The organism is Novipirellula sp., assembly GCF_041583735.1.
GTDB lineage: Bacteria > Planctomycetota > Planctomycetia > Pirellulales > Pirellulaceae > Novipirellula.
Genome location: NZ_JBFHFD010000600.1, coordinates 1 through 5,373, shown reverse-complemented (window position 1 = coordinate 5,373; position 5,373 = coordinate 1). Strand labels below are relative to the sequence as shown.

The following is a 5,373-nucleotide window of genomic DNA, read 5'->3' as shown; positions in this document are numbered from 1 at the left end:
TCGAACGGAGCCTTCCGCGACGTTCGGGTGAGGGGGCTGACCGAGCAAGTTGCGGGCGGCGGTAATGTCACGTCCAGCTGAATTGCTCGCCAGTTGCGCGGTCGCCCCCTCACCCGAGCAACGCCTTGAGGGCGTGCTCGACCTCTCCCCCAACTTCGTCGGGGGCGAGGTAACTAAGGAAGTCGCCAGAGGAAAAAGATTGGCTCCCGAAATCGACGGCGACTTCGAAGCAGACGATTGGTTGTTTAGAGCGAAGCAAAATCGAGCCGGTTGAATTCTTTTTCCTGACTCGCCCCGATCTCCGGCGACATTTCTCAGCGTTGCCTCGGCCAGAGAAGTTCCCGCCAATGCGTAGTATTGGCCAGCACCAGCGTCGGCCCACGGATGTTGGCGTCCAAAACACGAATAGTGAGTCCGCGCAACGCGAAAAAGAGTCCGCGAACCTTTTCTACTCCATCCAGAAGATCGCGGAAGCGAACCGGACGTAATCGCCATCGGGCAGGGGTTGAACTAGCAAAATGAACGTGATCCGAGGTCAGTTCGTCTTGGAAGGCTTCAAGCAATTGATGTTCGTTGGCTACCAATCAAACGAGGTGTGTCGCAAACCGATACTGCGAACCCCTTCTCACCGCTCAGGTGTCACGGCAACACTGGTGATTGTGAATCAACTCCTCAAAAGGACGCAAATCGAATGGCATCAGACATCAAAATCCCGGGTCGAGTGACTCAGGAACTCCACAGCTACGCGGCGTCAATCTTGGGTGAGACCACTTGGGGTTTGTCTGGACCGGGGATTAACAACGAGACCTGCAAGTACGCAACGCACTTCGGAGTTGCCCCGCCGTGATAGCGATTGATTGGAAAGGAACCGGCAACACACGTGTCCCCACGCAAATAGGAGTAACCTCTGTTGAAAGTTTTATGAAAACCAACGACGTTCTTCAAACGCAACGTGCGGCAATAGGGTTAGTTGTGATTCAGTCTTTGGATCCTCCGATAGCTCTTGCATTGTTCCGTAAAGACATATTCCTGCGTGCCGAAATCGCCGGGGTGATCACTCATTGCTGATGCGAAAATTTGGCGTTTAATTTCGCTGGGAATGTCAGGGAAACCATCTGCCCCGAAATAAAGCCGAGCGTAACTCTTACATTGTTCCTCAAAGACGTATTCCTGCGTGCCGAAATCACCGGGATGATCGCGTACGGCGTCGGCCAAGATTTGCTGCCTGATATTCTCGGGCACTTGCAAAACTTGACCGTCCATGCAGTCTGCCAACTCATCAGGCTCTAGCCCCGAGAAAATCTCATTTTCCGAGCATGACAGGTCTTGCACCGCATTCAAACTCAGCCCCGGTTTACGCATCGCAACAAGATCAGGATGTTTGCCATGCTGCGAAAGTAAGTTCTTAACTACCGATCTGTCCATCAACATGCAGTCAACGGACTCAGCGAATTCAATTGCAGACTTTGTAAAATTGCTGCACGTCACGACGGCGGCCTTCTGGCAATCGTAATGGGACTTCCCAGCAACTGCGTCACTAACCGCGGTCCGTGAGACGTTTCCGGAATACCGTTTTGCCTGAATCGCAATTCGTTCTCCGTTAACCGTTGCGATGACATCCACGCCAAAGTCGTTACTTGCCCGAGTTACCTCCGCAGTATGTCCCATGCATCGGATGATCGCCGCGACAAACGCCTCAAACTCTAGCCCTGTCATCTGATCTACGTCCTCGATAGTCAGAGTATCTGATCTAAAGATTGGTCCAGGTCGTGAAACCGGTGCAAGATTCGCCGGGTGGATATTACCATGACTGAAGTCTCTCGCATTCGACAACGAGCGTTCTGCAGCAGGGCTTATCCAATTTACAGCACGCCAAAAGAGCAAGATTCCCAGCCATACAAAAATGCCGCCAATAAACAACGTTGACGCACCCCCAAACGATTCATCGCCCTGGAAGAATGAAAGAACCGACGCGAGCAGTCCTAAACCACCAATCAGCAATAGAATGCATGCGATCGGGAACACGAGTAGAGCGGCGAGGATATGTAAGAATCGCATAGAAACGGAACTAACGAGGAGATTACGGGACGCCATAGTTTAGCAAAATGCCAAACGGCCTGGACCGCCGCACCGCTAAAGTTTCGTCGTTGGCCGCTTTCGTCGAGCCGTTGGACAAGAAAAGGTTCCAGGACTCAAAAGTCGAGTTGCGGGTGCATCTGGATAATTTGGTTCCGGAACACATTGCATGAAAGATTGTACTCACTGATCTGCTCCGGTGGCCGATACAGGAATAATTGGGGGCATTCCAGAGTGCCGTGTTGGTCAATTCTGTTGATCGTGCAGTATTGCGTCCTGTCAGCTCTGTTCTCGTCAGTCGATGAAACCGGACGGACCATTTGCGGGGTAGGGTTGCACGCAAAAATCGCCCCGTCCGAGTGGTGGCTACGGATGCGTCAGAGCAACTCCACGACCACCTTCTCTAACCAAATCTTCTGATCATTTCGTCTGGTTCACCGCGAGAGCCGAGTTTCCGATACCTTCGGGCACTGTGTGACGATGCCGGAGTTAGCTATGGTGAAAAGATGTTTATGAGGGGCTTTTTACGCTTATTCGTAAGCAACGCCCGCCCTTCAGCGACGTCGGTCCGCGAAAAGACGATCTCGACAAGATCTTTTGCGGCATGTCCGGGATCATGGATGCGACGAATCCCATACGAAACGAGGGCAGCATGGCGCATGCCAACAATGATTTGCTCGATTCATCCGAAGCCGGACCGTTCATCAACATGGCTCAGACGGGCTAGCATCACGTCGACACTAGGGTGACGTCGCTTGAGACATGGGAGACGTCGCGGTGTCGCAAACTCGCTATAACTTAGAACAGGCTCATGAACGTCAGTGGAGACAGACATTGCCCCCATGCTTCTGGAAGTCACAGCGATATGCGGATACAACTGAACTTGCAATGGAACTGTGGCCTCTTTGATGTTGTCTCGTCACCGTAGAATAGGAGAGAAGCGTGGGACATCACTATGTACCCCGAAAGTACCTGAAGGGATTCACCGATCCGTCTGAACCGTTAGGTCTGTGGCAATTCGACAAGAAAACTAATAGCTACTCGCGAGTCCGGGCGTCGATTGCAAAAATTGCGCAAGAGCCTGGCTACTACGATGGGGAAGTTGAGTCGCTTTTAAATGAATTAGTTGAGATTCCTGGTAACCGGGCGTTAGACCAACTCAGGTTGGGAAACTTCACACTTTCGGAGGATGATCGACTGAGCCTCGCGACGTACATGGCGACGATGACACATCGCGTACCAGTACATCGGGCCAAGGCCGATAAAATGGGTCCTGATGTTTTGAAGGACGTAACGGCACGGATGCGAGACGAAATCAGGCAGTGTGGAAGGGAAAAAAACATTTTAGAACGACTCGTCGAACAGCGGATTGCTGAGCTGGATGAGATCGAAACACGCATGTCAGAATCCTTGCCACCGGAAGTCCAGGACTCTATGTACTGCCCGTGGCCGAGTGCGAGAACGATTGGTTTGATTTACACAATGCACTGGAGATTCGTTCACGCAGCAAGTGATCAGAAATTCGTAACCTCGGACAACCCCGTGTTCTACTTTGAGTACTACGGGTTGGCTAGAAGAGAATCCGAAATTACATTCCCTGTCTCGAGTGAACTGGCGATTTTTGGAAACTGGGTTCCATTTCGACCGGACGGTGAATTCGTTGACGACAAAAAATTAGTTAAGGAAGTAAATCGGCGGACCGTTATTGGTGCCCACCGCTTTGTTTTCACTCGCAGAAGGGAACCTTGGCTAGGGAAAGTTGCGAAGAAGGATCAAACCCAATTGAACCGAATCAACTGGGGATCAACGTACGCACCTCGTACCCCAAAACGAAGACCATCGTCAGTACGTCAAATTACGGAGCAACGCAACATCATTCAGCAACGCCCGATCCGTGATCCAAGTTCTGGGTGTTAGGGACTGTTCCGTTGGCCAACTCGGATCACTGGCCCGGTCGATGAAACCGGTGCATCCGGCGTCGGCCACCGGTGCAGCATCACTAGTGTCAGATGTAGGCCGGCAACTTGCTCAGGACACACCGACATGTGTGATCTCAGAGACTTGTCTCGTGACGCCGGACGTTGTGACATGAGTCATTGACGGATCGTAAACTGTGACACTTCTGACTGCGTGCTAAGTTTGAGTTCGGCGTCGAGGAGGCAGCGTGAATCAATTTGACTCACGGCATTCGGTGGGGCGGACCGATGCGTTGAATGGCCCTGAATGTAACAGCATCGGTTGCGCCAACCGATGCTTCGAAGCCAGTTGTGTTTCGGATCGTCTGGAGCAGCTTCGGGCGATGAAACGTCAAACAGCCCGACGTCGTTTTCGCAAATCCCCGAACAGCGTCGATGATTCCGACCGGAGTCGTTACGAAGAATTCTGAAACGACCTCTGGTTTCTTGATGGGAATGGTACTTGGACTGATCCCGTTGATTTCGCTCTACCTTTATTCGATCTCGCCCGGCTCATCACGCAAACGACTAACTTTGTCAGTCAACCCTCTCGGGCTTTCTCGTAGCTCGAAGACAGCCTGCATATGTTCTGCAAGCTGCTCCGCTTCCTCATCCCTCATGGCTTTGATCTCATCAAATGTCAGGCCCTCGCGAACATCCTCAAGGCTCAGCACGTGGCAGATACACTCTCCCCAAAGTACTGCCCTGGTCTGCGGATTCTTCTCGGCGTGGGCTCTGTCGAGAAGTATACCAAGATCGTCGTCTGAGTCAGACGCAGCCTCCGGCAGCTTCACCGGGTCTGAGTCTTGATCTGCCGTCGTCGCCGATTCGTCATAGTCAGTGGGAACTCCAACGGGTATTAGCGCCACTCCCTCGCCAGGTTCTGTGGGAATGCCGTGAAACATTTCGGCGATCTGGTCACCATAGTCAGGTCGGCTACATAGAAGCTCATGCAACGGACTGAGAGTGATGTCCGTCCAGGCAGCCGGAACTGGCGAAGTTGGCGTCGCACGGTAGCGACCACTTTCTTCAAGTGCGATCCGTGCCACAAGGGGAATGAAGCCGTGCATCGGAATAGCATCGGCGTAAGTCTGGGTATCTACAGCGCTGAACAACGACAACCTAGCCCAGTCAACACTGCCGTAGACTTGCTGAGCGGCACTCATCGCATTCTCTGGACACGTCCCATCCCAGGCCCATTTGGAATTGCCCACGAAAAGTTGACAGTGGACCGGAAGATGTCAGACTTCTCTGACAGGAGATCCAATTCATGGACAAACGTCGAACATTCAGCCGAGAATTTAAATTAGCTGCCGTTAAGAAAGTGATTGAACAGGGACTT

At 52.3% G+C, this 5,373-nt stretch carries 5 protein-coding genes; 3 read left to right on the top strand and 2 right to left on the bottom strand.

Annotated features, from left to right (window positions below; genetic code table 11):
* Positions 1 to 966: 966 nt before the first annotated feature.
* Entirely contained in the window at positions 967 to 2,058 is a 1,092-nt protein-coding gene (locus tag ABX962_RS29205; protein WP_372724788.1) for a restriction endonuclease, read from the bottom strand.
* Between the two features lie 550 nt (positions 2,059 to 2,608).
* Here ABX962_RS29205 and ABX962_RS29200 point away from each other — a divergent pair.
* Both ABX962_RS29200 and ABX962_RS29195 read left to right on the top strand, forming a co-directional pair.
* Entirely contained in the window at positions 2,609 to 2,803 is a 195-nt protein-coding gene (locus ABX962_RS29200) for an abortive infection family protein (protein WP_372724792.1), read from the top strand.
* A 215-nt stretch (positions 2,804 to 3,018) separates the two neighbouring features.
* Entirely contained in the window at positions 3,019 to 3,993 is a 975-nt protein-coding gene (locus ABX962_RS29195) for a DUF4238 domain-containing protein (RefSeq protein ID WP_372724786.1), read from the top strand.
* 532 nt (positions 3,994 to 4,525) lie between these two features.
* On the opposite strand, the gene ABX962_RS29190 is transcribed toward ABX962_RS29195, so the two are convergent.
* The gene (locus tag ABX962_RS29190) at positions 4,526 to 5,197 is read right to left on the bottom strand and encodes a hypothetical protein (protein WP_372724784.1); all 672 of its coding nucleotides are present in this window, start codon (positions 5,195 to 5,197) and stop codon (positions 4,526 to 4,528) included.
* A gap of 104 nt (positions 5,198 to 5,301) precedes the next feature.
* Between ABX962_RS29190 and ABX962_RS29185 the strand changes: the two genes are divergently transcribed.
* Positions 5,302 to 5,373, top strand: a 72-nt coding sequence (locus tag ABX962_RS29185; protein WP_372724790.1) for a transposase, incomplete at its 3' end; no start/stop codon positions are given.